The sequence below is a fragment of the Haladaptatus sp. HS23 genome, from assembly GCF_056892285.1.
Map to the genome: position 1 here is coordinate 231,221 of NZ_JBXGLH010000003.1, position 25,826 is coordinate 257,046.

A 25,826-nucleotide genomic window follows, 5' to 3' on the forward strand; every position below is an offset into this window, starting at 1 on the left:
CCTTTGAAGGAAGACGAGAAGGGAACACCATGGCACAACAGACGGTACACCACCACGGAATCTCCGTCGCCGACCTCGACCGTGCAATCGAGTTCTATCGGGACGTTCTCGGATTGGAACTGCTTGACCAGTACACGCTCTCTGACGACGCGCTCTCGACGGCCATCGGGAGCGGAGCGATAACGGGTCACTTCGCTCAGCTCGGCGGCGAGACGGCACGCGTCGAACTCATCGAATACGAGAGTGAGGAAGGGGAAAAGACCGAAATGAGTGACACGCACGACCAGGACGTGTACGAAACCGGCGCGATACACCTCGGGTTGGAGACCGACGACGTCGAAGGAATCTACGCGGACCTACCGGACGACGTGGAAACCATCAGCGAACCGCAAACGACCGGCAGCGGAACGCGGATTTGCTTCCTCCGAGACCCGGACGGGAACGCGGTCGAACTCCTCGAATTCTAAATTAGGCCGTTTCAACGTCCGTTTTCTTACCAATCATACGAATAATCAAGTGGTTAGCTGCCAATGATTATGTATGCGGCTTGAAGACAAAACAGTGTTCATTACGGGGGCGGGACAGGGAATCGGCGAAGCGACCGCAAAGCGCTGTGCGGCCGAAGGCGCGTTCGTGATCTGTACCGACGTGAACGAGAAGACGGGACCCGAAACGGTCGCTGACATTGCTGACGACGGCGGTAACGCGGAGTTCTTCGAACTCAACGTGACGGACGCCGACTCGTTCTCGTCCCTCGTCGATGCCGTCGTCACGGAACACGAACTCGACGTACTCGTCAACAACGCGGGCGTCGGCCATCCGCCAGCCTACACCGAGGAGGTGGAGCAATCTGTCTTCGAGGGGGTCTTCGATGTGAACGTTCGCGGCGTCTGGAACGGCTGTCAGGCCGCGCTCCCGCATCTAAAAGAACGGGGGTCAGGAAACATCGTCAATATCGGGTCGCTCGCGTCATTCTATGGGCTTCCGATGCAGTCGGTGTATTCGCTGACGAAGGGGGCCGTCCTCAACTTCACTCGCGCGGTTGCCGCAGAGGCGGGTCGTTCGGGCGTCCGCGCGAACGCCGTCCTCCCGGCGTTCACAGACACCGAACTCGGTCGCCAGTTCTTCGAGACGCGCTCGAATCCCGAAAAGGCGAAAGAGCAGCTGTTGAAGCGGTATCCGCTCGGCCGACTCGCACGACCAAAGGAGGTCGCTGACGCAGTAGTGTTCCTCGCGAGCGACGAGGCGTCGTTCGTGACTGGCCACGGCCTCGTGGTTGACGGCGGATTTTCGGTTCAGTGAGCGGGTCGGAACCACGAGTTTCGATGGCTGTTGAACGCCGGACTTGACGCTGAACAAACCCCAGACTGTGTGTCGTCGTCGGTTCAGGTGGCGATTGTCCACTTGACCCGCGCCTGAAGACACGGGTATGCACTTGATTCATTATTACCGGAGCGGGGACATGCCTCGGGTGTAGAATAGTGGCAAGAACCCGTTCAGGGATCATCTACTTCGGATTTCAATCATCCTAATATCAATTTTCGTATGTTCGGTGGATCCCATGTCGTCCTAACAGATGTCGGACAATATTGAGTTCCCAACGCGTACGCGTTTGAAGGCTTGTCCCATATCGGGTCGTCTCTACGATGAATCCTGGCTGGTTGAGATCGGCATCGACCTTATGGATGAGTAACGGACGGTCCCCATCGATCAGGTTCCCGCGTTTGAACCGATAGTAGTCGGGAAGTGAATCGTCGAGGTGGTACAGGTTCATATACTGTTTTGTGTTCACCGCATCCAGACCAGCGCCTGAAGCGGTCGTAGGATAAATAGCCTGTCCAACACCATCCGGGCCGACATCTTCCCGATAAATACCTTTCGAGCTGTGGAGGTTGATCACGACATCCGGGTCGTATGACGTAAGAACGCCCCAAATCGCCCGTGCAAGTGGTGTCGTCGGCGTCTCTCCTGGTGGGAATTTTCGATTGAGGTTTCCGTTGTCATTATGGTAGGTGTCGCGACGAATTGCGACCTGATTTGCCTTCGGAATCGTAATGAGTGTACCTTGATCTATCGACCACGTTTTGATATCTTCTGCTGCTTCGTAACCAGCAGGTTCGTTCCCCTGTATTCCACCAACCACGACTGCCGTCGATCCCGATTTCTGCGTATCGGTTACGTAGACATCGGTTTCGTCCGGCGTGTCATTGCGGATGGTAAATTTGGTCCGAATCGCAGCTTGACTCGTTCCTTGCATAGCGAGAAATGCTGAAGCGGTAGCCGCTACTCCGGCATGACGAAGGAACGAACGCCGTGTTCGATCGAATCTAAGTTCGTCTCTTGACTCATTATCTGACATCGTAGCAAAACAGTAGATAAAAGTAATTAGTTATGTACAAACATCCGTTACCAATGAGCGACGTAATATCGAACAGGCATTGTCAACCAATTGGTTCGGCGGGTTATCTCAAGCACCAAGATGATAATAAAAGATACAGACATGAATGAGTCTGATCAGTGAAGAAAAGAGTCAAGTGCACAGCCAATAGCACACGAGAATTCCAGCAGCCGTTTACTGGAACGATGGTGAACAAAGGTCGTGAAAAAAGCCGTCCGTATATCACGCCGGAACGATTTTGCCACAAGTGGTTGAGAATACCATACATGAGCGATGGAGGACGGGGTGAATCACGCCGCGGAGAAATCGAGGAGATTCTCGAACGAAAACCGAGGACACAGGAGGCACGTGACGAAGAGGACCGGTACACGGTCGTCGGTGCGGCGAATCGGCGGACGTTTGCGGATTGGTTGACACCGATAGAAGAACACTTCGTCTGCCACCGAAACGACATACCGGAAGCTGACGCAGAGACATGGCAACTTCGGGTGACAGGTGTCAACGACGACAAAGCACTCTCGATGGAGGTGCTCCGGGAGACGTATCCGACAGTCGCCGTTGCACATACGATGGAATGTGCTGGCAACAATCGTGGGCAACACGACCCGGAAACCGGAAGCGTTCAATGGGGATGGGAGGCCGTTGCGAACGCGATGTGGAGCGGAACACCGGTCCGGTCAGTACTCGAAGACTGTGGAGTGGACGTGAGCGACGATTCAGATCGCTGGCTCACCGCCGTCGGCGGGGACGTCCCCGCGGATAACAACGTGTACGTGAAATCGATTCCGCTGGCGAAGGCGCTCGACGATTGCATCCTCGCCGACGAGATGAACGGACAGCCCCTTCCGGTCGAACATGGCTACCCCATCCGACTCGTCGTCCCCGGCTGGTACGGGACGAACAGCGTCAAATGGGTCGAGGAGCTTCGAGTGACGGACACGATGGTCACCGACGCGACGTTCGCTGACGAGGAGGACGGCCGAACCTACACTTACTGGCAACACGGAGCGTACCGCATCTATCCTGCTGACGCCGAACCGGACATCGAGGAGACGGTCTCGACGGTAGACACGTGGGATCAACTCGTCGGCGACGTGGAGTACCCGTACACCTTCGATGAAAACGTCATGTCGCTCATCGGGAAACCGGACGGCGAACGTCCGGTGACGCCCGGCGCGAACGGACGGGTCGAGATTCGAGGCGTAGCGTGGGCGGGCGACGATAGAGTCACTCGCGTCGATATATCGACAGATAACGGCGAGTCGTGGCACGACGCAGACCTGTACGGGCCGAACTACAGCGGAGCGTGGCGTCTATTCACCTACACGTGGAAGCCAAATCTGGAAGCCGAAGACACGGTCACGCTGCTCTCGCGTGCAACAGACGAGAAGGAACGGGTACAACCATCCAATATCGAGTTCCTCGACGACTGGACAGATATTCCGGAAGACGCCTATCCGTGGAATGAGGGCGGCTACGCGGCGAATGCTTACCGACCGAACGGCGTCGAAGTGCGAGTTACGTCTCGGGGAGACGAGTGACCGATTCGAAGGACGAAGACGGAACGATAGCGTGGGACGTGACGGTCTCGAACGACACGGACGTTTGGATGGACATGCAATCCAACATCATCTCGATTTTAATTTTCGTACGTTCGGTGAATTCCTTGTCGTCCCAGTAGGTGTCGAACGATGTTGAGTTCCCAACGTGTACGCGTTTGCAGATCCGTTCCGTATCGGGTCGACTCGACGATAAAGCCCGGTTCACCGAGATCGGCGTCAACCTTGTGAATGAGTAATGGACGTGTTCCACCGATCAGGTTGCCGCGCTTAAACCGATAGTAGTCGGGAAACGACTCATCGAGATGGTATAGGTTCATATACCCCTTCGTGTTTGCTGCGTCTTGAGCAGCACCCGAAGCGGTCGTCGGATAGATAGCCTGTCCAACGCCATCCGGACCAACGTTTTCTTGATAGATACCCTGCGAACTGTGGAGATTGATCACGACATCCGGATCGTATGATTCGATAACACCCCAAATCGCCCGTGCAAGGGGCGTCGTCGGCGTTTCTCCCGGTGGGAATTTCCGATTGAGGTTTCCGTTGTCATTATGGTAGGTTCCGCGTCGATTCGCAACCGGATTCGCCTGCGGAATCGTAATGAGCGTTCCCTGATCTATCGACCACGTTTTGATATCATTGGCTGCTACGTAACCGGCAGGTTCGTTGCCTTGTATGCCTCCCACCACGACCGCTGTCGGTCCCGATTTCTGCGTATCGGTTACGTAGACATCAGTTTCGTCCGGCGTATCCTCGCGGATGGTAAATTTGGTCCGAATCGCAGCGTTGCTCGTCCCTTGCGTTGCGAGAAAAGCGGAAGTAGTAACTGCGGCACCCGTGAAACGTAGAAGCGAACGCCGAGTTCTATCAGATACTGCACCGTCTATGCCCTTGTTATTTTGCATCGAATTGTCGATTGTAGACAACGGTACTTAATTGTTTACAGTTAGAAGACATTAATTACTAATTTTTAACAAGATAGGATATACTTGTTGAATTGATAAATATTGTAGACTCCATGACGAGAGGAAGAATTCAGTGTGGAGGTCATCAGCGATATCTACACATGGGGAATATGATGGGAAGAAACGAGCCCAGTCATCCAGCATCGAGACCTCGGTGACTGGTCTGAAGGTGTAAACGACCACGGGTCAGGTGACCCGTGAAACTCTCGCTGTATTTTCTTTAGAGTTCGACTATTCGAAGGACGAAGGCGGTCACTACTTTACACACCGCGTACATCGCTTTGGTATGCAACTTTCCCAGTATGCCCACGCTCCCGGGGCGCACTGTGGCTCGGCGTCGCTTCGAAACCTATCGGACTACTACGACTGGGGCTTCGAGGAGTCACTCTGTTTCGGACTCGGTGCGGGACTCGGGTTCGGATACTACGAGCGCGGACCGGCGAGTCGTCTCATTATGGGTCGCAACGGACAGTTGGAGACGGAATTCTTCGAGACGCTCGGCATCGAGTACCGACAATCGAGCGAGGAATCGTGGGAGACGGCGTGGAGTTCCGTCAAGAACGCACTCGCGGACGACGTTCCGGTGATGCTGTTCGTGGACCTCTTCTATCTGGATTACTTCGAAACTGACACGCATTTCGGCCCCCACATCCTTCTCTGTGTCGGGGTCGATGGCGATGACGTACTCCTCTCAGACAGCGAGTTCAACACGATACAGCGACTGCCCCGTTCCCACCTCCGAAAGGCGTGGGATTCGGACTACGGGTTCGGCCCGCTCGACAACCGATGGCTCGTCGTCACCGACCCGACCATCGAGAACGACCACACGACGGCGGCACGGAAGGCGGTTCGTCGGACGGCGGAGTTTATGCTCTCGCCGGAGGAGGGTGGGTGGCAATCACAGGGTGTCGACGGAATTCGACAGTTCGCCGAGGACCTTTCGATGTGGACCGAATTGGACGATGCGAGTTGGTGTGCCCGGTTCGCCTATCAGAACATTGAACGGCGGGGCACCGGCGGCGGTGCCTTCCGCCGGTTGTACGCCAGCTTCCTCGACCACGTCGGGACGGACTTGGGCCTCGAAAACGAGGTTTCTGAGCGGTTCCACGCCGTCGCCGACGAGTGGACCGAACTTGGGGGCACACTCAAACGGGCGAGCGAGACGGATGGAGCGGAACAGGGGCAACTGTTCGAGGAGGCGAGCGAGCAAGCGACAGCACTCGCTGACCGCGAAGAACGCCTCTTCACCGAACTTCGACCGGACCTGTGAGGAGTCTGCAGTCCGTTGAGGGGTGGGACGTCAGACGCTGTTCGCCTTTTCAACCCGCTGTCTGGTGAGTTCGAGGACGCCACGATACAGTTCTCGATGGGTCTCCTCGTCGAATCCGAGGAGGTCCCGAACGACCAGTCGGTCGAGTTCGAGTCTGTCGGGAGCGACGCGTTCAAGTGACACCGATTCCGGGTCGGTACATCCCAGCTCGTCGAAAATCGAGGTAACTGGACGGGACCCGAGTATCTCGAACTTTGCGGCGATATCGTCTTTCAATCGCTCATCGACGGTTTCGAGTCGAGGAACCAGCGTCCGTTTGTGGTCGTCGGTCGTGACGTCCAGCGCTCCTTGTCCGAGGCTCACGCGACCGTTTACCTCCACTGTGAGCGCGCCGTACGTCGAGTTGAGCAGTCCCGCGACGAACCGACGGTTTCGGTCGCCGCCGGGGACCTCGATACCGTGAAGGCGGTCGTCTATCCACGCCTCCCGGTTCGGAAGCCAGTACGCGTGACGGCTGCCGATGTTCTTCATCGGGAGGACGTCCCCGCGCCGGAGGTCCCCGGTGATGTCGTACCACCCGACGCCGCGATTCGATACCGAAGAGGGAAACGGCGTGTTCGTGCGCCCGGCGTCGTCCCGACTCGGGTCGTACTCCTCGCCCCAGCGGACGTACGCCGCGATGTCGCCATCGAGGTCCGCTTTCGAGTCGGCGATTCGGAGGACGTATCGAAGTCCCCGACCGGGTTCGAGACGTTCGACGTCGAACACGGGAGAATCGAACGATTTCGATGTTTTCAGGAGGTAGTTCGGTCGCCACCCGTCCGCCGTCTCGTGCGTCCAATACGGACGCGGAACCGTTAGTTCCGTCTCGTACTCCTCATCGGGCCACTCACCGGTAGTGGTCAAGACGAGGGAATCACCGTCGGGTCGTGCGTCGTAGTAGGCGCTTGGGAGGTAGAAGAACTGGTTCGCGCCGGTTCTGGTCCCTCGCCGAACCGTACAGCAATCGCCGAGCGGAACCAACTCGCCGTTCGCGTTGGCAACGATGTCGAAGAAAACGGTCGGCGCTCGGAGGTATTTTCCCCACTTGTCGGGACCGGTATCGCCGTTCGCGTGTGTGCCACCGGGAGCATACAACGCCGTCTCGGGAACCACAATCGATCGCCATCCGTCGCCGCTTCTGAGCGACAGTCGTTCGTTCGCGAAGGGGAACGATGTTTCCGGTCCCGAACCGAGGAGGACGGCTTCGAGGCCGGTCGAGACGAACCGGTCGTACCCCTCATCTGCCGCCACGAACTCGACGGCGTTCGATGAGTCATCGGATGACTGTCGGTTCACGACGGAGAGAACGGTGTTGATGTCCGCCTCCGTGAACGTTCTGCAGGCGCGACTTTCGAGGAGGTAACGCACGTCACCTTCATCGAGAAGGAATTTCCGCAACCGACCGCCGTAATCCACGTCCAACCACGAGTTCGAGGAGACGAACGACAGCGTCCCACCGTTACGAAGCACGTCCAGTGAACGGAAGTAGAAGTACAGGTACAGGTCGCTCGTCCTGTACGGCTTCCTGTCGAAACGACGTTCGACGAAGGCTTCGAGGCGTCGTTTGTACACCGATTTTACTTCCCGTATCGCGTCATCCGTCATCGCTTCGAATCGGGACGGGGAAACGTCGGGCGGGAAAATATCTTCGTGGCGGACGTACGGTGGGTTTCCGATGACGATATCGAACCCACCGGTCAGCATCACGTCAGGAAAGTCGAGTTCCCAGACGAACCAGGTCACGTCCTCCGACTCGGCCCGTTCTCGAATCCGTTCGAGTTCTTCGAACGTGGCGTTCTTCGCGGTTGAACACGTCGATTGTCGGTCGGTTTTCGAGTTGGTTTTCGAGTTGGTTTTCGAGTTGGTTTTCGAGTTGGTTTTCGAGTTGGTTTTCGAGTTGGTTTTCGAGTCAATTATTCGGTCAAGTGCTGCGAGAACGAGATCCGTTTTCCGTTTCTCGACTACGGTAGGGTCTTCGGTATCTCCATCAAAAAAACGGGCTTTTTGAGCCGCAAAATCGCGCCGTTTCCGTTCGACGATTTCGATCACGTCGCTCGTACGCTTCGTTTCGTTCGCACCGTCGTCAGTGGAATCAGTGTTCGTCGCTTCACGCCTGCAATCGCGGAGCGCATCGAAGGGAAGAGGTTCGCCCAAACCGTCGCTTTGTACGAGCGCGTCGCCGACCAGCAGGTCGAACGAGAGGTCGGGAAGGCGAGAGTTGGAAAATCGTGGATTCGAAATTGGTCTGGGGCTTTCCGGTCGGAGCAACCAGAGCAATAGGCGCAACTCAGCGACGTGAACCGCCCACGATTTGACATCGACGCCGGAGATGTTCTCCGCGAGAATTCTTTTTTTGAGGTCGTATTTCGGGGAGTAGCCAAGCTTTCGATAGAGTTCGGTCAGCACATCGGTCATGCCGACGAGGAACGCACCCCCGCCACAGGCGGGGTCCACGATGTCGAGCGAGCGTAAGACACGGACGACCTCCGCCGTCGATTCGTTGGTTGCTCGATTCCACGCCACGAGGTCGCTGAAAACGAGTTCTACGATTCGTTGTCTCGTCGCCGGTTCATGTGCACCGAGTTGATTACACAGTTGTTCGAATAGCGCCATTCGACAGAGCAGGTCGACCTCGGTTCGCGGCGTGTAGAAAATTCCCGCCCCACCCCGTTCACGTCCCGCGATACATGATTCGTATATCGTCCCGAGCATCGACGGACCGATAGCGATGTCGATATCGGTCGGTCGGTTCTCGCACACCGTGAAGGGATAGCGCTCGAAGAACTCCCGAACGGTCGATTTCACGGTCGCATCCGAGAGAAAGACGTCGTCCGTCTCGACGATGGCAGGGTTGAACAGGCCGCCACCGAACGTTGGCAGGTCGGCAAGGGCTTCAGCAACCGGGTCCGGAAGCCCCGCGAGAGACCCCGAATCGTCCGATGGTTCGTGCGGCCGGTACAATTCATCAAACAGTGCCGTAAGCCATGTCTCGTGGAGACGGTCCTCGTCGTTAACCTCGTTGGAGTGTTCGTACTGTCCGAGAAACCATCGAATGAAGTCTGTCCGTCCGTCGATCCATCCCGTTTGCTGCAAGCAGTAACAGACCAACAGTCGATTCAGCGTGAGATGTGCCCGTCTGTCGGCAGCCGCTTCAGACAGCCCCTTCGTTTCGAACTCGTTTCGGAGCGTCTCGAAAACGTCTACGTACTCCCCGTAGAAGTGCCGTACAAGTGGTTTGAGACGAAAGGCCTCATGGAGTCGGTCGGCAAAGTCGTCGTCTGTGGCGTTCAGTTCCGCCAGTTCGCTAGCGACGGCTCGATGCGTTTGGCCTGCTCCGAGAACGTACCGGCGAAGAACCAGCCGGTCAGCAACGTTTCCCTCCGTCGAATCGTCGTACGGTGTCACGAGATGCCAGACCGCTTCTCCGGGTGCGTGAAAGATTGCAAGGAAGGTTCCGCTACTGCCCCAATCGCCCGAAGAGTCGGAACGGGCGAGGCTTTCGACTGCACTTCGTTCGGCGGTTCTCGTGAGGGTCGAAAGTTCCACATAAACGATTCGAAACGGTCCTCTCCGTGCGATGACGCGGGCAGCGGTAACACAAGGAATCGTCATCCCGTTAACGCCCGGCCATTTGTGGACGGGGAGATCCTGCCACGGTGTTTCGTTATGCGATGACGGTACTCCGTCGAAATCGAGCGGCTGGACGAAGAGATCTCGAAAAAACCGGGCTGCCGAGTCTTCCGTTGGACACGCATCTCGTCCGAACGAAGCCAGCGATACTCCGTCATCGAGACGCCGACGTATTTCCCGACATCGGTCGTCACACATGGAGTAGACGGTGGGAGGCGTTTTCACGGTTAAACCGGCCGTCGATCCGAGTTCGCATACGGAACAGTACTAACGTTCCGTTCAGCAATAAGGTTTGACCGGATTCTCGTTAGGCCGGTCTGTCGTCGGTCGAATCCATATCGGTCGAATCGATAGTGGACGAATCGATGCCAGGTAGGTCAGTCTCGATTGGTTCGTCGTCGGATAGGCAGGTATCGGTCTCGGTATCGTTGGTAGTGGAATACGTATCGTCGTATTCGAGGAGCAGGGTCCATTCGTTCTCCTGGTGTAAACAGCGTTGACACGTGATATCCTCATCTGCCCTAAAGGGCGGGGCTTCCTACAAGGAAAACCTCATCGTCGGAAGTTTCGGAACCATACTCCGAGAGAGTTGTCTGTCGGGGTTTCCGACTCGTCTCCCGGTGTCCCAAGGCACTGTCACAAGTGCTCCCGTCCTGTGGCGTGTCATCGCGCTCCGGTTTCCAAGGAACGCTCTCACCCCACGGGTTGAGGCGACCAGCAATGTTGGCTGCCGCGTTGATGTCCGCTTGATACTCCATCACCCAACACTCGTCGTTCGTACACCGGAACGTTGTTTGTCTGCCACGATATCCGAGGTGGCCACACGCGTGGCACGTTTAGGACGTGTACGCTGGATTCACGAATCGGACGGGAATCCTCGCGTCACAGGCTTTATTCTCGATACGCCCAGTGAGACGGGCGAAAAACGTGCAAACGCCCAGCTAACCGAACGCGATTTCTCCCCGCCGCAAGCGACGGGATTTCCTCGCTCCCGCAAAGATGAGGACCGTACAACCTTTTGCTCGATTCAACCGTCACTGTGGATATAGCTGTGGAGGAAGATATTCGATAAGAGACATACTTGTGTGCACACACACCCCTCGTCCAGAGTGTAACGGCTGGAAGGGGGGAGGGGGTGGGAATGAGGTGGGGGGAGGGGTAATGTTGCGTGTGGAGGAGTAAAAGGGGGAGTAGGAGTGAGGAAGTAGAAGGAGAGTAGGGGCGTCTCTCATACAAGTGAACAAACGGGAAGACACGTGAAAACAGCATGGGATAGATTACTGACCCGAAGACTTGAAGCGGGTCGTTTCCACGCTTACTTGGAAGTCGGTCGCGTAACGACTCGGCTTGGACACCATCTCGGAGCGTCGATTCGACTGGAACGGAGTCGAAGACGAATAGACATTCGTCTCATCTTTACTAAATTTAGCTTAATGGACTATACTCGCTCTATTGTATTATATATTCTGGTTTGAGTATAGGATAGAAGATACGATAAAAACAAAGCTGACTAGACTGGACAGTCGTGTTGCTACCTTGTCACCATGGCGTCCCTCCTCCGACCATTTCTCATATGATCCGATGAATCGTGCTATTACTCTGGATTCGATTTCAGTGCAATTGTCCGTCATCTACTTCTATGAACCGTTCAGCACCGTTTTTGCTTTCATCTGCGTTCACTCCACTCTTCGTCTCTCCGTCTCCGTTCATTACTACTCGACCAGTCTCCAACCACTTCTGCCAATTCCCCCCAAACCCTTTCTCCCGTTACACTCTGGACGAGGGGTGTGTGTCTCGCTCCCCTCTCCTCCTTACTACCTGAAACCGATCTCCAGATGAAACGGTCCTTCTCCCGTTTTCGAGTGGGGATTTTCGTTCGATAGCTTCCCAGTTATTCTCTTGATTCTTCTTTCCGAGGGCCCCTTTCGTTCCATTACACTCTGGACGGGGGGTGTCTGCCGAGTGTCAGACAATGGCTCCCGACGTCTCTCTGTAATCTTCTCGACATCCTTGGATTTCGATGGTTCTCTCATTCAACACGGTTTTACTCTACACTCACAATTCTCGGCGTCCATCTTCTCGTACGAGAATGAGCTCTTATTCGGGCGGGTGAGTCACTGTTCGATGTGGGGTGTCTACTTTCGACGCGGGGTGCGTTCACTCGTCGATTCCGTCGAACCGACTGTCGCGGAGTACGGATTTGAGGACGATATCTGTATCCTGAACGAGCCGATGTTCGAGATAGCTTCCCTGCCCACGACCTCCTCCGGTTCGGGTCGATTCCACGACGCCGAGAAACGCCTGTTCTTTGAGCAGTTCGTACACCCGATGTTCGCTCAAGACCGTCGCGTCCAACTGCTTGCAGATCTGTTGATAGCGGGTATAGATTTCGCTCGTCGAAAACTCCGACCCCCGATTTTCCTTCGTCAAGAGTGCAAGCGCGTAGAGGATGAACTTTACTTGCGTCGTCGACCCGCGAAGCAACTCCTCGAAGCGGTCCACCTCCGCCCATTCCTGTGCATCGCGGATGTGTTCCTCGGAGACGAGTTCGTCACCTTGTCGTTCCGCGAGTTCTCCTGCGTGACGGAGGATTTCGATTGCCTTGCGAGCGTCACCGTGTTCCTGTGCGGCGAACGCCGCGGTCAGTGGAATGACGTCGCCGGTCAGGACACCTTCCTTGAATGCATCGCGCCGATGCTCCATGATGTCCCGTAGTTGATTCGCATCGTATGGCTGGAACACGAACTCTTCCTCGCGAAGGCTGCTTTTCACCCGCTCGTTCAATCGGTCTCGGTATTCGATTTTGTTGCTGATGGCGACGATACCCAGATGGCAGTCGGCCTTCCCCGATTCACGCGCACGTGATAGCTGCATCAGTACGTCGTCCGATTCGAGGCGGTCCACCTCGTCGAGGATGATGATCACGGCGTCGTAACAGCGGTCAAGAACCTCCCACAGATAATCGTAGTACTCTCCGCTTCCGATGCCTGTCCGGGGGATGGAAATCCCGGTTTCGTCTCTGTTCAGCGTTCGCGTGATGGACCGCGCGACGCGCGTATGGGTGTTGTGTTGTGCACAGTCCACGTAGACGGTTCCGACGGCGACCTCCTGTGCTCTCGCGGCCTGTCGCGCACGTTCTGTGACGTGCCGTGTGACGAGCGACTTTCCGGTCCCGGTTTTACCGTAAATCATGACGTTGTTCGGCGGGTCGGACCTGACGATGGGCCGGAGTTCGGCCGCGACGGATTCGATTTCGGAATCCCGCCCCACGATGCGCGTACTCTGTGGCACGTGACCGACCTTCAGCAACTCCTTTCGTTCGAACACTTGTGTCGCGGTGTCGTCGTCCATGCTAAACAGGGGGTCGCTCGCCGGGTCGTCCGTGGTATCGAAATCGGAGAGACGAGGAGGCTCATCGGCCATACGACAGCCAGCGTTCGCGCGGTATATATAATTAAGCCTTTCCCACACACAACGTGTCGAGTGTATATCCGCTGAATTCCATAGTAAATAGCCGTAAGTTGCTCGTATAACCTCTCTATCATCACCACCCGATAAAGAGTGTAAGCCGAAAGGAAACGAGGGAGGGAAGGAGAGTAATCAGTCAAACATCCTTCTCGCCGGAACTCTTTCGCACCTCCTCGTTACCCGATGGCGGTGGTTACCGGACACGAGGTGTTGTGAAACTGAATGGTGGGACACCCCTCGTCCAGAGTGTAACGACGGTTCGATGTGACGATTTGGAGTGCGACATCTCACACGCACTATCTGTACCACATCCGTTGTTTCTGCCTCGTGGTCCTTCTTCGTTACTTTTCGACGACCCGTGCAACAGACGCATTCTTCTTGACACTATCGATACCCCGTTTTGCGCCTTGCTTCGACGAATAGCCCTCGCCGCTGTCCGCGATGATGTTACGGTTTGCGACGACGAGTCGCCAGCGCCATTCTCCGGCGTTGTCCTCGTACAGTTCGAATTGGGGTTCACTCGGCATGTCTCGCCTTACGTTCGACCGGTAATAAAAAGGGTCGCCTCATCTGTCCTTCGTGACCGCCGACTATGTCAAATATGTGCCTGTCAACTATAATATGTCCTGACAATACCGCTCGCTATTGATTTGACTGCCGATATCACCCTCGAGAGGCGCCCTATCTCAATAATCGGGAGTTTGGCCCGTTCTGCCCATAATCCTGCCAACCAGAGCTTCTACCCCGTGAAAACACCACTATCGGGTTTATCTTGTGTTTTTTGACATAGGGCCGAATTACAGATAACATGAAGAAACGACCACTGCTCGCAATCAGCGCAGTCTTCGCCCTCACGCTTCCGTGGCTCGTCGTGGGAAGTTTCGATTCGCTGTCCGACTCGTCGACCTTCCTTATCGTCGGGATGACCGGTCTCGCCATTGTCGGCGCTTCGTTCATGCTCGCGTGGGGTGCCGAAACCGCCGAGAAAGACGTTCCTCGTGGCTTCGCAATCGCGATTTTGGCAGTTCTGGCCGTCGCACCGGAGTACGCCGTCGACGCTTACTACGCGTGGAACGCGGGCGCGAACGGGGCGACGGCACAGGTCTGCCAGCAACTGTCGGCAAAAACGATTGCCAGCGGGGACCCGGGGACGCTCGCACGGGCCTGTCACGACGCCAACCTCGCCGTCGCGAACATGACCGGCGCGAATCGGATTCTCATCGGTCTCGGCTGGTCCGGAATCGCCCTCTACACGATATACCGGGCGAAACGGTCGAAGGATTCCTCCGTCGCGCAGCGCTCCGGCCTTCTCGCTGACGCCGTCAAAATCGACCGGAACATCGCCCTCGAAATCATGTTCCTGCTCGTCGCGACGGTGTATGCGTTCTTCATCCCGCTCGGAAACGGCATCGGTATCGCGGACACGCTCTTCCTCGTCGGCCTGTACGTCCTCTACGTCGGCGTCATCATCCGTGCCGATGTCGAAGAGGAGACTGCCCACGGCGGCGTCCCCGGCTATCTCCAGTCGTTCTCGAAGGGGTCGCGAGTCGCCGTCGTCCTCGGTCTCTTCGCCTACTCCGGGTACATGATCTTCGAGGCCGTCCACCCGTTCGCCCACAGTTTGGAAACGCTCGGGACGTCGTTCGGTATCCCCGAGTTCTTCATGATTCAGTGGATCGCCCCGTTGGCCTCCGAGTCGCCCGAACTGATTGTCGTCATCTATCTGGTGAACAAGGCCCGCTCGACGGCGGGCTTCAATGCACTCATCTCCTCGAAACTCAACCAGTGGACGCTCCTCATCGGCACCCTCGCCGTCGTCTACAGCATCGCTTCGGGAAGCATTGGAACGCTCTCGTTCGACCAGAAGCAAGCAGCGGAAATCTGGATCACCGCCGCACAGAGCTTCTTCGCGCTCGGCGTCCTCGTGAACTTCGAAATCGACGTTCGCGAAGCGATCACACTCCTCGTCCTGTTCGTCTCACAAGTCGTCTTGGAGTTCGTCGTACTTCAATTCGTTTCGGAGTCGGCCGCTTCCTCTCTGACCTTAACGTTGCTGTACGCCTACACCGCCATCTACGTCCTCCTCGGCGTGTGGCTGTTCGTTCGCCGCCGCGAAAACGTCCGATTCCTCGTTCGACGGACCGCATCCTCAGTTCGCGGCGCGTTCGGTAAAAACAGAGACGAGTCGGAACACACGTATTAACGGCCGATACTCTACGAATCGACCGCTCGGCGAGACCGCGGAAAACCGCTGACTCCCATTTTTGTTCGTTCGATACCCATGAAGCAAGCAGTACCACTATCTCGGTTGCCACCGTTGGGCCACTCGATGTACGACTCGATCCTCGTTCCAACGGATGGCAGCGGCGGTGAACAGCAGTTCGTCGAGGAAGCGATTTCGCTCGCCGAACTCACGGGTGCGACCGTCCACGTCCTTCACGTCGTGGATTCCGGACTCGCCGAGTCGCTCTCCGATTCGACACAGTCCATGGTTCACGACGATCTGAAGACGTCCGGGGAAACGGCCGTTTCCTCGATAGAAGGATCGGCGGAACGTGCCGGCCTCGAAACGAGAACGGCGATCGTGAGCGGCAACCCCGCCGATGAGATAGTGAACTACGCCGAGGAGAACGACATCGACGCCATCGTGATGGGAACGCACGCGAACACGGGCGTCAGTCACCTCGTACTCGGCAGCGTCACCGAGCGAGTAATCCGATTGACGACGGTTCCGGTGCTGGCGGTCAACCTGACGGAACACCACGGTTGAGGAGTCTCGAATCCAGAGAACGCTGACGTTCGCTCCTGGCTTCTCACCTGTGGGTCGGCTATTTCCCCGTTGCTGTCGAAGGACCGCTATGACAAATCGACGGCTTGCGACGCTGGGCGTTCTGCTCGGGATTTTCCTCGCGGCCATCGACGGCACCATCGTGAGTACGGCGATGCCGACCGTCGTGCAATCGCTCGGAGGACTCCAACTGTACGCGTGGGCCTTCGCGGCCTACATGCTGTTCGCGGCGGTTTCGATGCCGCTGTACGGCCGACTCGCCGACATCTACGGCCGAAAACGGCTGTTTTTCGTCGGCGCTGCCATCTTCGTCGCCGGGAGTGCACTGTGCGGTGCGGCGGGAAGCATGCTCCAACTGGTCGCGTTCCGGTCGCTTCAGGGTATCGGCGCGGGTGCCATGTTCGCCATCCCGTACACCATCCTCGGAGTGGTGTACCCACCTGAAGAGCGCGGCCGGGCCATCGGTCTCGGCAGCACCGTCTGGGGGATTTCAAGCGTCGTCGGTCCCCTCCTCGGTTTCGTCATCGTCGAAACGGTCGGCTGGCGCGGCGTGTTCTACCTCAGTGTTCCGGTCGGTCTCTTGGCCGTCCTCCTCGTGGCCGTCTCTCTCGACGAATCGACCGGGAGCGCCGACCGGGACATCGACTTTCTCGGTGCGGGCGTCCTCTCGCTGGCCGTCGGGACGCTCCTCGTCGGCCTCCAGTTGCTCGAAACGACGAGTTCGTTAGCGCTTCCGCTCGTCGGTGCCGGTCTCGTGGGTCTCTTCCTGTTCTATGCCGTCGAACGGCGCGCGACCCAGCCCATCGTTCCCCTGTCGATGTTCGACGACACGGTGTTCATCACGACGAACGTGACCGGATTTCTCACGAGCTTTGTCCTGTTCGCGGCGATAACGTACATCCCACTCTACCTCCAAAGCGTCCGCGGCGGTGCCGGAAGCGCTGCGTTGGCTGTCTTTCCCATCTCCATCGGCTGGTCCGGCACGAGTTTTCTCTCGGGGAGACTGGTGAACCGCGTCGGCGAACAGCGACTCGCCACCATCGGCACCCTTCTCCTCGTCCTGAGTTTCGGTGCGGCAACCGTCCTCTGGACGGCCGGAACGTCACTCCCGCTCATCGTCGTCAACGTATTCGTGATGGGGGTCGGTATGGGGATGGTGACGCCGCCGCTGTTGACGGCGATTCAAAACCACTTCGGGACGGCACAGATGGGCGTCGTCACCTCCTCACAGCAGTTCTTCCGCAACCTCGGCGGGACGATGGGCGTCGCACTTCTCGGCTTCGCCCTGAACCTCGTCATCCGAAACCGGTTGACGACGATTTCCGGAATCTCGAACCTCGGGCAACTCCAACAGCGTCTCCTCGGTTCCGCCTCGCCGCCCGCCGGATTGGCGACGATTCTGACGGACGGGCTGACGACCGTCTTCGCACTCTCCGTGGCCGTATCCATACTCGCGGTCGGATTCGCCTACTACATTCCCCGCGGTGACGGCGAGACATCCGTCTCGCCGACGGCGGGCGACTGAGTCTCCGAACGTCAGTTTCCCAAGCCCTCGGCTATTTGTCCCACCTCCGCCAACCATCCCCTCATGAGCAACCGGGATTTCGAAGACTTGGTCGTCGGCGACCGGGAATCGTTCGGAAGTTACACCGTCTCCGAAGAGGAAATCCTCTCCTTCGCGGAGCAGTACGACCCACAGGAGTTCCACGTCGATTTGGACGCCGCCGCCGAGTCGATGTTCGGCGAACTCGTCGCCAGCGGGTGGCACAGCACCGCCATCTCGATGCGAATCCTCGTGGACAACTTCTTCGAGGACAGCGGTAGTTTAGGCTCGCCTGGCGTCGACTCCGTGACGTGGCCCGCCCCCGTCAAGCCGGACGAAACCCTTTCGCTCACGCTCGAAGTCACCGACAAACGACCGCTCGAAAGCGACCCGACCCGCGGCCTCGTCTCGTTCTACCTCGAAATGCAGAATAAGGACGGTGAGACGAAACTCACGATGGAACCGAAGGTGTTCTTCGCGCGTCGAGACGGCGAAAAAGCGGACGAGTCGTAATCCGATCCGTCACGCGATACCTCAAACGATTTTTTGAGTATTGGTACATATTTGTTCACCGACTGGTAACTAAGGATATGACATCCACCCGCCGTCGTGTTCTCGCCCTCTCCAGCGCGCTCGCCGCCGGAACGCTTCTTTCGGGCTAACTTTCGTCCTCTAGCACTCTATCATCCGATGGGTCGGAGAACGAGCCCGGAACGCTGACCGGAACCGAGAAATCGGATCCGGTTTCGACGGACGAGACGGCCATCGAAACGCTCTCATGGAAACGCCGAGTTCGGCCTGTCGCTCCTCTCCTCACTCGCCGGGGAAAATCCGACGGGAAATCAGTTCCTCTCCTCGTTCAGCGTCTCCGTGGCGCTGGCGATGACGTACGCCGGTGCGCGCGGCGAGACGCGCGATGGGATGGCGAACGCCCTCCGATTCCCGTTGACGGTGAGTCGCTCCACGCCGCGTTCTCTCCGAGTGTCGACTTCGGCGGAATGGCCGATATCGAGGGGACGACCGAGAACCTTTCCATCGACAGCGTCCTTCAGCATGATTCGAGGTGGAGCCTCCGGCCTCAAGGAGAACGGAGTGAGCGAGTAGGCCGGAGAGGAAACCGTCACAGGATTACACAACCGCAGCACAGTGGCTACCCGACTCTCGAATACTTAAATACCGTCGGGTTGCGATCTGAAACATAGAGGTGCGTCGAACTGCAGCGGTTAAACTCACCATTCCTGACGAGCGGCGCGACGACCTCCACGAATCCGCCCGCCAGTTCCTCTACTGTGCAAACCGTGTGAGCGAATTCTGTTGGGACGATACCACCTATAAGAACTGCGTTACTGCCAACAACACCGCACGAAACGCACTCTACACGGAACTCCGGGCAGAAACAGACCTCACCGCGAATCTCGTTCAAGAAGCTATTCGACGTGCCGTGCAAGCAACAAAGGGCGTCGTTAAAAGATGGAAACAAGGCAAACGAGTGAGCCGACCAGAGTTCACGTCCTGGAGTATAGTCTACGACAAGCGGAGCGCGACGTTCTACCGCGACCGTGTTTCCCTCTCGACCGTCAACGGACGTGTCGAATGCGACTTTGAATTTCCGTCGGGTGATCCAACACCCTACGAACGATATATTCTCTCAGAATCCTCTTTCTCGACCGCGTCGTTAATGCGGTCGCTGGCCACCCTGAGTGAGCATATCTCGGTTCTCACTGACGTCCCTTCACGTGACCCGCCTCCGCCGAACCTTCGTCACGAGTCGCTTTGCCGACTCGCGGACCGGTTCGTGCTTCTGTGATTTCGTCCACGTGTATCGAATACGTCCGTCTTCGAGCCGTTGCTCGTCGGTTTGTCGCCATTCCCGTCGTTCGAGTATCCGCTCGACAGTGATGTAGGGGAAGTACTTCTCGATGTACTCCACGTCAGCCTCGTAGATGTTCGGTACGTACAGTCTGGAGACCAATCCTTCCTTCTCCAGCTCCCACTTGAGGTGGTAGTACCAGTAGTTGAGATACGACGGCAAATCGAGTTTCGGTAGTTTTCCGCGACGCAACGTTCCCTCCTGATTTCGCTCCGATCCGTTCCACGATAGCGACGTGATGGCGTCGTACTCGTCCCCGCGACTCGGCGAATCGTTGAACGTCTCCAGCCACTGGTGGTCCCCGCGTTCTGTTCTTGCGGTTTCCACGACGATTCTCCGTGACATGTCCACCCCTACGTCGTGCAAAACCATGATGGTTGTGTACAAATACCATCCACTCATTGACATGGACTCGTCGGAATCAGAGAGAATCGATGCGTCCGAAGACACATCGGTATTGGAAGTCAGAGGCAGTGACGATAGCACGGAGAGCGGCTGTCCACTCGTATTTTGACGGTCAAACGCCTTTATTGTTCGATACGCTGTGAAACTATCATCACGACCGATTCTTTACGGAATCAATCAAATACTTTGTGGTAGATGACTGTGCTGACTGAAGAATAAACCACATACCGCGATATCATTCTGGGATATCGTTCCTGTGTGTTCACATAGAATTAGCGGCATGACCTCTTCTAATACTGCCGTCGGCTTTATTGGGCCGCGGAATCAGATGCGCCTATGAACGACCATTCGGACCTGAAAGAAGAGTTCGACTTCGAGGGCGAGTTACCGCCGACGCTGGACCGTGCGGCGATAGACCGAATGCGCACCGTCGCGCGTGTCTTCGATGACTTCATGCGCGTTCCGGGAACCGATTTCCGCGTCGGCCTCGATCCCATCCTTGGCGCGCTTCCGGGAATCGGCGACGTCATCAGCGCGGGTCTGGCGTTATATCTCGTCCTCGAAGCGGCACGCTTGGGAGTCTCGTTCACCACTCTCCTACGGATGATAGCGAACGTGACCATCGACGTGGTCGGCGGCTCGCTTCCCATCGTCGGTGGTATCATCGACGCGGTGTGGAAAGCCAACGTTCGCAACATCGAACTGGTGTTGGAAGACCTCGCACACGACCCGCTTGACGACGATTTCAACGACCCCGAAGTCGTCGAAATCGAAATCGAATAGCTCGATCTCGAAACTCTAGAAACGGGATACCCTCCTGTTCCGACTGGTAGTTCGCAGCCGAATTCACTAATTATTCACCCTGAATTGACACTCTCGGATTCGCGAGCGGAGCCGAAAGTTTCTCTATGCGGAACTGCAATGCTCTGTTCGTCTGCCCACCTCCATGTTCGAGACGACCATCGGTGTCCTCCACGAATCGCCGTTCGCACTCGTTCCGCTCGTCGCCATCGTCTGGTTCGTCGTGCAGAGCGCACGTCAGAGTACCATCCCATTCCGCCTCGCACGATACGTCGTCGTTTTCGGTGCCATTCCGCCGTTCGGCCTCTTCCTCCTCGCGGAACTCTCTGGAAGTCAGACAGTTCGTGACCTCGCGCGTGCGCTCCTCGACGGCGAAATCGGACTGCTCGTCGATATCTTCGGCGTCATCGACACCGTGACCGCCGCGGTTCTTACGGCGGTTCTCCAGTTCGTCGCCGGTCTCGCCCCGAACGACCCCCTCGGTGGGTTCACCTCCATACTTCCGTCGTGGGACCCGTTCGCGGCCGTTTCAGCCCTCGGATTTCTCGTGACGGTGTTCGCCCTGCAGTTCGTCGCGGGCATCGCCGTAATGCGGATCACGGACCGAGAGAGCGGCGTGTCCGACACGAACGAATGGCTGACAGCCGCAGGGGTGGTCCTGTTCGTCTCCGGACTGGTGTGGACGCTCCTGCAGTTTGACCCGAAAGGATTCGGTCGTCTCGAACTCCAAACAGCGGTCTTGGCGTCCTCGACGGGTCTGCTGACCGGCGTCGTCGCGTCGAACCTCTCCGTGGACCTCCCCACGTGGCGGTCAGAAGCGGAGACAGAACGGGATGAAGCGGTTCACGAAACCGAATCGAGACCACACACTCGGACGACACGCGACACATCGCGTTCGAATACTCGGGCGGCCGATGCCACAGGGTCCAAAAGCCCAACCACCACGGAAACGGGTACCTCGGACAGTCTTCCGTCACTTCGGAAGCTACAGGAGACGGTTCGGTCGCTCCGCCGACGATAGTTCGTCGCGTCGACTATTGCACCGCTCCCTCGTCGCTCACCGCGTCGGTCGATGTGGTCGTCTCCCACTCGTCGATGAGTTCGTCCGCCATCGTTATCTCCGCGTTGTACACGTCTTTCAGGTATTCGAGTCCTTCCGTGTGGGCCTCTCTGCTGAAGGCCTCGACGCAATCTTCCGGGACGAGGATGTCGTAGCCGCGGAAGAACGCACCGGCCGATGCGTGGCGAACGCACATGTTCGTGTGAAGGCCGGTCAGGACCACCCGGTCCACCCCTAAACTCCGCAGGTGTTCGTCCAATCCCGTGCCGTAGAACGCGTCGTAAGTGCGCTTCTCGAACACGTGGTCGCCCTCCCTGGGTTCGAGTTCGGGAATCACCGCCGCGCCCTCCGTCCCCTGCATGGCGTGTTCGCCCCACACGTCCAACTCGAAGTCCTCCGGTCGGTGGGCGTCGTTCGCGTAGATGACCGGAACGCCGTTCTCGCGCGCCGCGGTCACGAGTCGGTCGAGCGGTGAAAGGATGTTTTCCGCCCGCTCGGCGGCGATTTTCCCGGTCACGAAGTCGTTCAGCATGTCGATGACTATCAGTGCGTCAGTCATGGTATCCCCCGGGTGATGGTTGGAAGCGAACGGACAAAACGGTTCCAGTCGATATCGACCACTTACCGAATCGGATACTCCGGCGAAATCCCGACCAATCCGGCGCTCACGTCCCACAACCGCTTTCGAACGTCCCTATCGCGCGACTCCTCGGAGGATTCCGCGATTCTTCCGTCGCTGAGGTATTCGCCGGTCACGTCGGCCACCTCGGGTGATGCCGCGGCCGTGATAACCGTCTTCGCGCCCTCCTCGACGCTTTTGGTGAACGGCAGGGGGAGGCGGGAAAACAGGCCCAAGGTGAGTCGTCCGCGAATCGAGGCTTCGCGGGTAAACGCCGTCTCCGGAACGAAGCCGGGGTTGACGGCATTCGCGGTCACGCCGGTTCCGCGGAGTCGCTCGGCTATCTCGCGGGTGAACAGGACGTTCGCTAATTTCGACTGGGCGTACGTCTCCATGTCGTCGTACTCGTTCTCGCGGCCCAAATCGCCGAAGTCGATGGTGCCGCGTTCGTGCAGTTCGGAGGTGACTGTGACGACCCGAGCGGGCGCGCTTTCGACGAGCAAATCGACCAACAGATGGGTGAGCAGGAACGGCGCGAGGTGGTTGACTGCGAACGTCGCTTCGATGCCGTCCTCGGTTTCCGTCCGCCGATTGCGGAACGTCCCCGCGTTGTTGACCAGCACGTCGAGTCTGTCGTGGCGATTCCTGAACTCCTCTGCGAGGTTGCGGACCTTCTCCTGCGAGGCGAGGTCGGCAACGAACAGTTCCGCCCACCCGTCGCCGTTTCGAGCGTCGATTTCGCGTGTGACATCGCGTCCTCGTTTGTGGTTCCGGCCGACGATTGCGACCGAGGCACCGCGGTCGGCGAGCGCGAGCGCCGTTTCCCGACCGATTCCGCTCGTGCCGCCGGTTACGGAAAGTCAAGGAGAAAGCCTCGCCCTTTAGGGCGGGGATGAATCCGACAACTATCTACACTAACCACGCTCAAATGCTTCCCCCCGCGACACCCACATTCTCAAAGCAGCACTCTCATACACGCAAAATATCCGTGCCATTAAGATGACTCACAGTATGTAGTATTGTATGCGGCGAACCAATTCACTCACCGCTCACACCACTGAAAAGTGGCAACAAGCGTGTTTGTGTGAATGGCTCGCCGCCAGTTGCGCGTTCCACAACCAACTCAACTACAAACGCCGCCAATCCTTCTTCAACACCGGAAGTTGGAAGAAAGCGACATACACCGACTTGTACGACGACTACGCTCCAGTCATCAGTAAAGCTGCGTGCCAACAGCTCGTGCGCAAGAACGCCGAAGCATGGAAATCATTCGATGAACTTCGAGAAAAGGAGAATAAGAATCCAAGTCCACCCGGCTACTGGGGCAACCGAAGAGACGGCTACGACTTGAAGTCGGTTGTTCGCGGTGACTTGTACAAAATTGACTGGAACGCCGACCAGTCAACAATCAAAATCCCGGTCGGGAAAGCACTCAACGACAAATACGAGATTCCCGGACGGGGGTATCTCGTCGAATTGGAACTCCGAGGAAAGCCACGGTGGAAGGGGAAGTCGTGCCGACTCGATATCGCGTTTGATGAAGAATCACAGTGTTTCCGTGTCAACCAGCCTGTCACTGTACAGCCAGACTACCTCGAAGTAGTCCGACAGGCTGATTTTTCACAATCACACTCACCCGAGAACACGGACAACAAAGATCCCCTCAGCGCCGCAATCGACGTCGGTGCAAACAACACGCTCTCTATCGTGACGAGCGACGGTGATTCGCTCGTGTTCCATGCACGCCCGCAGTTCAGAGAGTTCCAGCACGGATACGACGAAATCTCGGAACTGCAATCACTTCTTCCTGAAGGAGTGTATTCGAGTGAGCGAATCCGACGCAAATTCGATGAGTTGTATGATCGGCGAGATCATCATCGAGACGCCGCCGTGAAACACGCTGCGTAATGGCTTCTTTCACAAGGCGTTAAAACAGTGTATGTCGGGGATGTGTCGGACGTCCTTGATACGCATTGGTCAGCGACAGTGAATCAGAAGACGCATAATTTCTGGTCGCACGGCCAGCTCACCGACCGGTTAGACGAGACGTTCGAGGTGGCAGGGTTGGAACTGGAAGACGTTCCGGAGTACGATACGAGTTCAACATGCCCGCATTGTGCGTCTGAAAATGTGTCTCGTAATGGGGATGAATTCTCGTGTGATGAATGCGAGTTAGAGACGCATTCGGATATTGTTGGCGCGTCGTTGATTCTCGCTGGCAATGAAAACGTGGATGTCTCGGAGTGGTTTGAACCGAGTGATAAACGAGGGTCGATGGCACGGCCCGCTCCCCGTGACGCTGGACGCGCACGGGACGAAGACACGTTTAGTGTCTCGTACTTCCAGTGGAATGACCACGAGTGGAGAGCAACCGTTAGCGAGACGGTGCGAACACTTGGGTCGCTACACCAACGAGGCGTGAGCGAATCAGAAAACTCCTCCGGGCGACGACTGGCTGTGTCGCCCTAAGAGGAATCCTCGCGCTTTAGCGCGGGGAGGATGTCAAGAGGGCAACTTTTCCGTCGAGATTCCAATCCGAGGACATGTGGTCTTCTTCGGAATCCGTGACCGAATGTGTATCGAAGAATCAGAGATTGGACACGTAATCGTCCGTCCCTGTCGTAGATAGAACAGTATTCATATCTTTCTACATCGAGATTATATTAGGCACTAATGTGTGGCAATAATATCTTAGTATCTTCGAACCATTTCAATAAACGGTCCCACAATGCCAGATACCGATAAGCGAGAAACGCTCAAACTCCTAAGTCTCGGAACCGTCGCTCTCAGTGGCATCAGCGCTGGAGTTGTCACCGGGAACGACGACACAGATTCGAATTCGGCCGCCGAACAGCCGCCATCGACCGAACTGTACAGTACGGGTTTACTTACCGGAAATGAGCAAGTCCCCTCGGTTGACAGCAACGGGCGAGGTGTCGCCGTCTTCCGTCGGACGACCGACGCGGAACTCGAATACGGTCTCCTCGCCTTCGGACTCGACGCACCGGTAACCAAGGCGCACATCCATACGGGAGAATCGGGCGAAAGCGGCCCACATATCGTCAATCTCGTCGACGGCGACGCCACGGAAGAACAGCACCTGTTCGGCAGTAGTGTGGTCGCTACTGGAACGATTTCCGACGACGATTTGGTTGGACCGTACGAAGGGTCCTCGCTCGACGACCTCACGACGGAGATGGCCGGCGGAAAGACCTACGTCAACGTCCACTCGAAAGAGTATCCGGACGGTGAGATTCGCGACCAAATCTACCCCGCCGAAGCGGTCGATGTCGGTTTCGAAACGAGCATCGGCGCTCGTGGCGACGAAGGAGCGAGCGGAGCGCCGTCACTCGACGTGAATATCTCCGAAACAGAGTGCCGATAACGGTGTCCAGGCCTCGAAACGGA

At 57.2% G+C, this 25,826-nt stretch carries 22 protein-coding genes and 3 pseudogenes; 16 read left to right on the forward strand and 9 right to left on the reverse strand.

The annotated features are described in order from the left end of the window. The first annotated feature begins 29 nt into the window (after nucleotides 1-29). Both AC1XDK_RS11575 and AC1XDK_RS11580 read left to right on the forward strand, forming a co-directional pair. Complete coding sequence (locus tag AC1XDK_RS11575; protein WP_483350059.1) at nucleotides 30-467, forward strand: VOC family protein; 438 nt, start codon at nucleotides 30-32, stop codon at nucleotides 465-467. Between the two features lie 73 nt (nucleotides 468-540). Next, nucleotides 541-1,302, forward strand: a complete 762-nt coding sequence (locus tag AC1XDK_RS11580) for an SDR family NAD(P)-dependent oxidoreductase (RefSeq protein ID WP_483350060.1) — start codon at nucleotides 541-543, stop codon at nucleotides 1,300-1,302. A gap of 232 nt (nucleotides 1,303-1,534) precedes the next feature. On the opposite strand, the gene AC1XDK_RS11585 is transcribed toward AC1XDK_RS11580, so the two are convergent. Further along, nucleotides 1,535-2,257 (reverse strand): M99 family carboxypeptidase catalytic domain-containing protein, encoded by a 723-nt coding sequence (locus AC1XDK_RS11585; RefSeq protein ID WP_483350061.1) that lies wholly within the window; start codon nucleotides 2,255-2,257, stop codon nucleotides 1,535-1,537. A 407-nt stretch (nucleotides 2,258-2,664) separates the two neighbouring features. Here AC1XDK_RS11585 and AC1XDK_RS11590 point away from each other — a divergent pair, with 407 nt between their 5' ends. Continuing rightward, entirely contained in the window at nucleotides 2,665-3,939 is a 1,275-nt protein-coding gene (locus tag AC1XDK_RS11590) for a molybdopterin-dependent oxidoreductase (RefSeq protein WP_483350062.1), read from the forward strand. A 98-nt stretch (nucleotides 3,940-4,037) separates the two neighbouring features. Here AC1XDK_RS11590 and AC1XDK_RS11595 read toward each other — a convergent pair whose 3' ends face one another. Further along, nucleotides 4,038-4,862, reverse strand: coding sequence for a M99 family carboxypeptidase catalytic domain-containing protein (locus AC1XDK_RS11595; protein ID WP_483350063.1), 825 nt, complete (start codon nucleotides 4,860-4,862; stop codon nucleotides 4,038-4,040). Between the two features lie 346 nt (nucleotides 4,863-5,208). On the opposite strand from AC1XDK_RS11595, the gene AC1XDK_RS11600 reads away from it, so the two are divergent. Further along, on the forward strand, nucleotides 5,209-6,192 hold the full coding sequence (locus tag AC1XDK_RS11600) for a BtrH N-terminal domain-containing protein (RefSeq protein WP_483350064.1): 984 nt from the start codon (nucleotides 5,209-5,211) through the stop codon (nucleotides 6,190-6,192). Between the two features lie 30 nt (nucleotides 6,193-6,222). Here the strand turns inward: AC1XDK_RS11600 and AC1XDK_RS11605 are convergent, their stop codons facing one another. From AC1XDK_RS11605 to AC1XDK_RS11620, 4 genes and pseudogenes are all read right to left on the reverse strand, one after another. Beyond that, complete coding sequence (locus AC1XDK_RS11605) at nucleotides 6,223-9,846, reverse strand: Eco57I restriction-modification methylase domain-containing protein (protein WP_483350065.1); 3,624 nt, start codon at nucleotides 9,844-9,846, stop codon at nucleotides 6,223-6,225. A gap of 539 nt (nucleotides 9,847-10,385) precedes the next feature. After that, a pseudogene (locus AC1XDK_RS11610) lies at nucleotides 10,386-10,787 on the reverse strand (zinc ribbon domain-containing protein); the annotation flags it as partial. A gap of 1,234 nt (nucleotides 10,788-12,021) precedes the next feature. After that, on the reverse strand, nucleotides 12,022-13,287 hold the full coding sequence (locus AC1XDK_RS11615; RefSeq protein ID WP_483350066.1) for a Cdc6/Cdc18 family protein: 1,266 nt from the start codon (nucleotides 13,285-13,287) through the stop codon (nucleotides 12,022-12,024). A gap of 386 nt (nucleotides 13,288-13,673) precedes the next feature. Further along, on the reverse strand, nucleotides 13,674-13,859 hold the full coding sequence (locus AC1XDK_RS11620; RefSeq protein WP_483350067.1) for an HVO_2922 family protein: 186 nt from the start codon (nucleotides 13,857-13,859) through the stop codon (nucleotides 13,674-13,676). Nucleotides 13,860-14,140: 281 nt separating this feature from the next. Here AC1XDK_RS11620 and AC1XDK_RS11625 point away from each other — a divergent pair, with 281 nt between their 5' ends. The 6 genes and pseudogenes from AC1XDK_RS11625 to AC1XDK_RS11650 form a co-directional block, all read left to right on the forward strand. Continuing rightward, nucleotides 14,141-15,535: a sodium:calcium antiporter gene (locus AC1XDK_RS11625; protein WP_483350068.1), complete on the forward strand. Its 1,395-nt coding sequence runs from the start codon at nucleotides 14,141-14,143 to the stop codon at nucleotides 15,533-15,535. 126 nt (nucleotides 15,536-15,661) lie between these two features. Continuing rightward, nucleotides 15,662-16,102 (forward strand): universal stress protein, encoded by a 441-nt coding sequence (locus AC1XDK_RS11630; protein WP_483350069.1) that lies wholly within the window; start codon nucleotides 15,662-15,664, stop codon nucleotides 16,100-16,102. 88 nt (nucleotides 16,103-16,190) lie between these two features. Further along, nucleotides 16,191-17,645 carry an MDR family MFS transporter gene (locus AC1XDK_RS11635; protein WP_483350070.1) on the forward strand — a complete coding sequence of 485 codons (1,455 nt, stop codon included), beginning with the start codon at nucleotides 16,191-16,193 and terminating at the stop codon, nucleotides 17,643-17,645. Between the two features lie 63 nt (nucleotides 17,646-17,708). Continuing rightward, complete coding sequence (locus tag AC1XDK_RS11640; protein WP_483350071.1) at nucleotides 17,709-18,176, forward strand: MaoC family dehydratase; 468 nt, start codon at nucleotides 17,709-17,711, stop codon at nucleotides 18,174-18,176. A 285-nt stretch (nucleotides 18,177-18,461) separates the two neighbouring features. Beyond that, nucleotides 18,462-18,767, forward strand: a complete 306-nt coding sequence (locus AC1XDK_RS11645) for a serpin family protein (protein ID WP_483350249.1) — start codon at nucleotides 18,462-18,464, stop codon at nucleotides 18,765-18,767. Nucleotides 18,768-18,861: 94 nt separating this feature from the next. Further along, nucleotides 18,862-19,321: pseudogene (locus AC1XDK_RS11650) on the forward strand (RNA-guided endonuclease TnpB family protein); the annotation flags it as partial. Between the two features lie 74 nt (nucleotides 19,322-19,395). Here the strand turns inward: AC1XDK_RS11650 and AC1XDK_RS11655 are convergent. Then, entirely contained in the window at nucleotides 19,396-19,878 is a 483-nt protein-coding gene (locus AC1XDK_RS11655) for a hypothetical protein (RefSeq protein WP_483350072.1), read from the reverse strand. 396 nt (nucleotides 19,879-20,274) lie between these two features. Here AC1XDK_RS11655 and AC1XDK_RS11660 point away from each other — a divergent pair, with 396 nt between their 5' ends. Together AC1XDK_RS11660 and AC1XDK_RS11665 are read left to right on the forward strand one after the other, a co-directional pair. Continuing rightward, entirely contained in the window at nucleotides 20,275-20,721 is a 447-nt protein-coding gene (locus tag AC1XDK_RS11660; RefSeq protein ID WP_483350073.1) for a DUF4112 domain-containing protein, read from the forward strand. A gap of 163 nt (nucleotides 20,722-20,884) precedes the next feature. Next, nucleotides 20,885-21,760, forward strand: a complete 876-nt coding sequence (locus tag AC1XDK_RS11665; protein ID WP_483350074.1) for a hypothetical protein — start codon at nucleotides 20,885-20,887, stop codon at nucleotides 21,758-21,760. A gap of 13 nt (nucleotides 21,761-21,773) precedes the next feature. Here AC1XDK_RS11665 and AC1XDK_RS11670 read toward each other — a convergent pair whose 3' ends face one another. Both AC1XDK_RS11670 and AC1XDK_RS11675 read right to left on the reverse strand, forming a co-directional pair. Continuing rightward, on the reverse strand, nucleotides 21,774-22,358 hold the full coding sequence (locus AC1XDK_RS11670; protein WP_483350075.1) for a cysteine hydrolase family protein: 585 nt from the start codon (nucleotides 22,356-22,358) through the stop codon (nucleotides 21,774-21,776). A gap of 62 nt (nucleotides 22,359-22,420) precedes the next feature. Next, nucleotides 22,421-23,251 (reverse strand): SDR family NAD(P)-dependent oxidoreductase, encoded by an 831-nt coding sequence (locus tag AC1XDK_RS11675; protein ID WP_483350250.1) that lies wholly within the window; start codon nucleotides 23,249-23,251, stop codon nucleotides 22,421-22,423. A 190-nt stretch (nucleotides 23,252-23,441) separates the two neighbouring features. Here AC1XDK_RS11675 and AC1XDK_RS11680 point away from each other — a divergent pair, with 190 nt between their 5' ends. The 4 genes and pseudogenes from AC1XDK_RS11680 to AC1XDK_RS11695 all read left to right on the forward strand — a co-directional run bounded on the left by AC1XDK_RS11680 (nucleotide 23,442) and on the right by AC1XDK_RS11695 (nucleotide 25,803). Then, nucleotides 23,442-24,326, forward strand: a complete 885-nt coding sequence (locus tag AC1XDK_RS11680; protein ID WP_483350076.1) for a transposase — start codon at nucleotides 23,442-23,444, stop codon at nucleotides 24,324-24,326. A gap of 78 nt (nucleotides 24,327-24,404) precedes the next feature. Beyond that, nucleotides 24,405-24,611: pseudogene (locus tag AC1XDK_RS11685) on the forward strand (zinc ribbon domain-containing protein); the annotation flags it as partial. 81 nt (nucleotides 24,612-24,692) lie between these two features. Then, nucleotides 24,693-24,887, forward strand: a complete 195-nt coding sequence (locus tag AC1XDK_RS11690; RefSeq protein ID WP_483350257.1) for a hypothetical protein — start codon at nucleotides 24,693-24,695, stop codon at nucleotides 24,885-24,887. Between the two features lie 259 nt (nucleotides 24,888-25,146). Further along, nucleotides 25,147-25,803 carry a CHRD domain-containing protein gene (locus AC1XDK_RS11695; RefSeq protein WP_483350077.1) on the forward strand — a complete coding sequence of 219 codons (657 nt, stop codon included), beginning with the start codon at nucleotides 25,147-25,149 and terminating at the stop codon, nucleotides 25,801-25,803. Nucleotides 25,804-25,826: the final 23 nt, after the last annotated feature.

Excerpts from the sequence above, each read along its gene's own strand:
- AC1XDK_RS11575 (WP_483350059.1), top strand. The coding sequence starts at position 30 with ATGGCACAACAGACGGTACACCACCACGGAATCTCCGTCGCCGACCTC.
- AC1XDK_RS11580 (WP_483350060.1), top strand. The coding sequence starts at position 541 with ATGCGGCTTGAAGACAAAACAGTGTTCATTACGGGGGCGGGACAGGGA.
- AC1XDK_RS11585 (WP_483350061.1), bottom strand. The coding sequence starts at position 2,257 with ATGCAAGGAACGAGTCAAGCTGCGATTCGGACCAAATTTACCATCCGC.
- AC1XDK_RS11590 (WP_483350062.1), top strand. The coding sequence starts at position 2,665 with ATGAGCGATGGAGGACGGGGTGAATCACGCCGCGGAGAAATCGAGGAG.
- AC1XDK_RS11595 (WP_483350063.1), bottom strand. The coding sequence starts at position 4,862 with ATGCAAAATAACAAGGGCATAGACGGTGCAGTATCTGATAGAACTCGG.
- AC1XDK_RS11600 (WP_483350064.1), top strand. The coding sequence starts at position 5,209 with ATGCAACTTTCCCAGTATGCCCACGCTCCCGGGGCGCACTGTGGCTCG.
- AC1XDK_RS11605 (WP_483350065.1), bottom strand. The coding sequence starts at position 9,846 with ATGACGATTCCTTGTGTTACCGCTGCCCGCGTCATCGCACGGAGAGGA.
- AC1XDK_RS11615 (WP_483350066.1), bottom strand. The coding sequence starts at position 13,287 with ATGGCCGATGAGCCTCCTCGTCTCTCCGATTTCGATACCACGGACGAC.
- AC1XDK_RS11620 (WP_483350067.1), bottom strand. The coding sequence starts at position 13,859 with ATGCCGAGTGAACCCCAATTCGAACTGTACGAGGACAACGCCGGAGAA.
- AC1XDK_RS11625 (WP_483350068.1), top strand. The coding sequence starts at position 14,141 with ATGAAGAAACGACCACTGCTCGCAATCAGCGCAGTCTTCGCCCTCACG.
- AC1XDK_RS11630 (WP_483350069.1), top strand. The coding sequence starts at position 15,662 with ATGTACGACTCGATCCTCGTTCCAACGGATGGCAGCGGCGGTGAACAG.
- AC1XDK_RS11635 (WP_483350070.1), top strand. The coding sequence starts at position 16,191 with ATGACAAATCGACGGCTTGCGACGCTGGGCGTTCTGCTCGGGATTTTC.
- AC1XDK_RS11640 (WP_483350071.1), top strand. The coding sequence starts at position 17,709 with ATGAGCAACCGGGATTTCGAAGACTTGGTCGTCGGCGACCGGGAATCG.
- AC1XDK_RS11655 (WP_483350072.1), bottom strand. The coding sequence starts at position 19,878 with ATGTCACGGAGAATCGTCGTGGAAACCGCAAGAACAGAACGCGGGGAC.
- AC1XDK_RS11660 (WP_483350073.1), top strand. The coding sequence starts at position 20,275 with ATGAACGACCATTCGGACCTGAAAGAAGAGTTCGACTTCGAGGGCGAG.
- AC1XDK_RS11665 (WP_483350074.1), top strand. The coding sequence starts at position 20,885 with ATGTTCGAGACGACCATCGGTGTCCTCCACGAATCGCCGTTCGCACTC.
- AC1XDK_RS11670 (WP_483350075.1), bottom strand. The coding sequence starts at position 22,358 with ATGACTGACGCACTGATAGTCATCGACATGCTGAACGACTTCGTGACC.
- AC1XDK_RS11680 (WP_483350076.1), top strand. The coding sequence starts at position 23,442 with ATGCGGCGAACCAATTCACTCACCGCTCACACCACTGAAAAGTGGCAA.
- AC1XDK_RS11690 (WP_483350257.1), top strand. The coding sequence starts at position 24,693 with ATGGCACGGCCCGCTCCCCGTGACGCTGGACGCGCACGGGACGAAGAC.
- AC1XDK_RS11695 (WP_483350077.1), top strand. The coding sequence starts at position 25,147 with ATGCCAGATACCGATAAGCGAGAAACGCTCAAACTCCTAAGTCTCGGA.